General features: G+C 46.1%; 2 protein-coding genes and 1 pseudogene. All 3 read right to left on the bottom strand.

The window, feature by feature from the left end; translation table 11 throughout:
- Nucleotides 1–409 precede the first annotated feature (409 nt).
- Nucleotides 410–880: pseudogene (locus F6K38_RS36835) on the bottom strand (sulfatase-like hydrolase/transferase); the annotation flags it as partial.
- A gap of 611 nt (nt 881–1,491) precedes the next feature.
- Complete coding sequence (locus F6K38_RS36840) at nt 1,492–1,650, bottom strand: hypothetical protein (protein ID WP_154659711.1); 159 nt, start codon at nt 1,648–1,650, stop codon at nt 1,492–1,494.
- Nucleotides 1,651–1,787: 137 nt separating this feature from the next.
- The coding region (locus F6K38_RS36845; protein ID WP_287359968.1) for a bifunctional metallophosphatase/5'-nucleotidase at nt 1,788–3,912 on the bottom strand (2,125 nt) is incomplete at its 5' end.

A 3,912-nucleotide genomic window follows, 5' to 3' on the forward strand; every position in this document is an offset into this window, starting at 1 on the left:
GTGGGTAGATACTTATCTAAGTCACCCAGATGGTTTTTACCAAAAACTTTGGGTCTAAAGCCCCGTCCTTCTAGGACGGCTTTTCCTTTTGTGTGCTATAATAAGAGTATAAGTAATAAACTTTTCTTTAGATAGGTATGATCTAATCATAAGTAGACAACGTAAAAAATATGTATTAGATACGTATTGCGTAATTTGGTCTAACGACTATAACGTCTATGAAAAATTAGATAATAAAAAGTATCTGTCTATCCATATAAAAAGGTACGGTGGGGCACACCGAAACCTGGATCCATGATCTAAACGCTCGGGGAGATTTGTCCTCTACTTTTCCTGGTTCCGGCAAGGGATAGCAAGACGAGTCGTAGATCCAAGAATCCCCGTTCTTCGTTCGACGGGGAGTGTCAACGAATTGACCAGTGGCGTAGCCCAGGGGCCCGAGCAGATCAGCCAGGGTTGGGTCGTCATCCTGTAATCCTACGTCAACACCAGGTAAGCCCACCTTGGTTAGACCAGTACGTCCAGGACTCTGACCAGTGAGAAAGGCAGATCGACCAGCAGTACAGCTGTTTTCACCATAGAAGTCGGTGAAGAGTATGCCATCTTCAGCAATTCTGTCGATGTGGGGTGTTTGGTAGCCCATTATCCCCCGGTTGTAGATACTGGGGTTAAACCAGCCAATGTCATCTCCCATAATTACCAGGATGTTGGGCTTGCCTTGTGTGTCGGCAAGTGCTATTCCCTGGTTAGTCCCTGGCAGGAAACCTACTAGGGCGAAGCTGATCGTTAGTACGATTGCCGTCACCGCATTGAATAATCGCTTCCCAATCTGGGCAGTTTTCTGACTGCCTTTAGAGCGATTAGCTCTCAAATATTTCATAACGCTCCATATGTATCGGAGTTTAAACTTTGGGTTTACAAGTTTTCTGCACCCGTTGGTAAGTATCTCACACTTTTTGCATCACAAAATTTTTTTTTGGGATGGAAAGAGAATTGCAAATACCTTGATTACTGACCAGATTTAATCTGCCTAAACCCGCATAAACCCAGAGTTAGCAAGCACTTACTTGACCCAGTTTTTTTTCTAATATCAGGCAAAAATTCCGGTATTATATTTGATATTTTTATCAAAAAAAAAAGCATAATAAAAAATTATATTCCAAATATTAAGAAATTTATTATAATTTTTGCCCTATAAAAAACCATTAATAAATGTTTAAAAAAACGTGAGATTGGGTCTAAGTTTGATAAAATAGTATCTTAAGCAGTAAACAAAGATATAGCGTTTCTAGGACTCATGAGGTACACATTATTTTTTCCCTCTTCCGACTTCCGTCTTCCCTGCTCCCTAAAACCCCGATATTTGTACCTCACAAGTCGTAGAATTGCTATAAGATTTATTAATAATTTTCGCTCTTTGGGAATTGTTCTGCTATAAGTGTAATTATAAGTACCCTAAAACTACTACTCTGTATAGCGTTGAGATTTTGATCATTTATTTTTTAGGCTAAATAGCATCTCAAGTTTCTGACAGGTGATTTCATCGATAGTTATTGACAAAAGTGCCACAATATGTATTCCTAGGAAATTGCCCTTCCAGGCACAGCATTCGGAAAAAAATGATGCGATCGCACTATGACGCGATCGCATCTGAAAAAAAGTATTGTTGACATCTCCCCCGAGCGAGCAATCCCTCGCTCGGGGGATTTTATGAGGTTGTGACGCGGCAGCGGTTTTGCCGTGCCGCCTAACATTTCATTCGGTATGATTTTTTCAGCAATCCCTGCTTATTCAGGAATTACAGTATCTTCCCGGAAAGCCAGGTTCTGAATCCGTTCGTCCAATGTTGGGTCAGTATCGGCCTGATTAAAGGCATTAGCTGCTGTGGGGAAGAATTGATGGAGGTATTCTGCTAGGGCATCCTGCTCGGAACCAAAGGAGGCAAAATTGGCAAAACCCTCGAAGGCTTCAGGGAGCGCAGCATCTCGGACCCCGTTTTTGTTGAGGTCTTCTTCAGCATCTAAAACCCCATCGCCATTGCTATCCGGCTCACCCCAGAAATCGATCCGATTGAACAAAGCTGGATTGGCACTCAAGAAGCTGGAGAAGGGAGCGCCATCAGCCACATAGCTAATGGTAACACCACGAAACGTGCGGCTGGGATCCCCCACTAATTCACCATTCTGAGCCACTACATCAATAACTTGGTCTTGATCGTCCAGGACAACCAAAGACAGAACCCGATCATTGGCAGGACGAGTGCTATCAAAGCTAAATTTAAGCCGACCGATTTGGGGAAACTGGCCGGGAGTCACACCTGGAGCTGTTGCCGCTACCGCATCCTCGATGGTTTCCAGCAATTGATCCGCTGTGACAGTAAACAGGGTCAGTCCATTATTAAAACGAAGGGAGTTTGTTATGTCAAGTTGGGAAACTTCCCCTTCTTCCTTGCCCACCGCAGGATTGGCTGCTGGGGGCAACAGTTCAAAGTCGTTGGGGTCGATGCCACCGTTAGCAGCGCTAATCACCCCGATGTTGGAACGGATGCCACCCCCATTTTTGAAAGAAAACACGGTTGTAGCATCTACAGTCTTGGCATAAACCAGGTTAGCATCAGCGGTCAGGTTACCCAGGTTGGTTTCTTCCGTGCGGACAAAAGCGCGATCGCCCCGCAGGAAAACTTTGGTATTGCCAAAAATATTGCTATCCTGAGTACTGATCACTTCATCAAGGGTATTGGTAATTTCTACAACCTCCGGGTCTGGGGTACCTCCTACCGCTTCAACTCCTTGATCATCTGTGGCGTAGGCTCCACTAATGTTGGGGTCAATACTGCTGGGAATCAGGATACCGTTTGCATCAAAGTCCACCACCAGACGACCCACATATTTATAGGTGGCATCGGTGTTCACAATAGCGATCGCATTTCCATCTCCATTGGTTTTGAGAATGGGATAAATACCACCACTGGTATCTCCCAGCCGCAGACGATCGGTGGCATCAGACAGCAAGGTGTGAGACCCTCCCGCCACGATTATATCTACATCCCGCAAACGAGGGGCTAACTCATCCCGCTCAATGGTCAACTGTTGCATGTGCGCTAGGACAATAATCTTGTTGATCCCTGTAGCCGTCAATTCATCCACCGCAGTTTGGATTTTAGCAGCCAGGGCGTCATAGTCTGTGGGATTTTCCGGGAATACCGTGACTCCATCAGAGGAAGAGATGGTAGGCAGAAGGGGTGTGCTTGCTCCCACAATACCAATTGGCTCACCATTGACGGTGATCACTCCAGTCCCCGCAACCTGTCCTGCCGGAATAGTACTGATTTCTTGACCGTTTGCACTGATCAGGCTTGATAGGTTAGGGTCTGTGCTAAAATCCAGGTTGGAACTGAGATAGGGAAACAGCGCCCCACGGTAATCTCCATCTGGTTGAATGATATCCCGCACTTCCTTGCTGCCCAGATCGAAATCGTGATTCCCAAAGGTGGAAGCTTGGATACCCAGTTGATTGTGGATTTCGATATTAGCGTGACCAATACTAGCTTCTCCCACAGGGGTCTCGTTCAACCTAGGGTCGCTGCCCGCAAACAGGAACGGACTGGGAATGTAGTTGTCTCCAGAGGAGAGGACAAGGGTGTTGGGGTAGTCCTCCTTCAGGGCATTCAGGACGGCGGAAAACCTAGGAGCATCTTCCAATGCCGCCAGTCCAGCCTCAAAATCTGAAGCATGGAGCAGTTGCAGGGTAAAAGGCTCTGTATCTGAGTCAACCACCTCTGGCTCGGGGTTACTGGTGCCTGTAGAGCCTATATCGGGGATGGGTCGATTCTGTTGTGCTATCACCAGGTAGGCAACAATGGCCAAAACAAGGGCGATCGCAACTGCCACCCCTATTTTCCAAATACGGTTC

The sequence above is a fragment of the Moorena sp. SIO3B2 genome, assembly GCF_010692525.1.
Classification (GTDB): Bacteria; Cyanobacteriota; Cyanobacteriia; order Cyanobacteriales; family Coleofasciculaceae; genus Moorena; species Moorena producens.

Excerpts from the sequence above, each read along its gene's own strand:
- F6K38_RS36840 (WP_154659711.1), bottom strand. The coding sequence starts at position 1,650 with ATGCGATCGCGTCATAGTGCGATCGCATCATTTTTTTCCGAATGCTGT.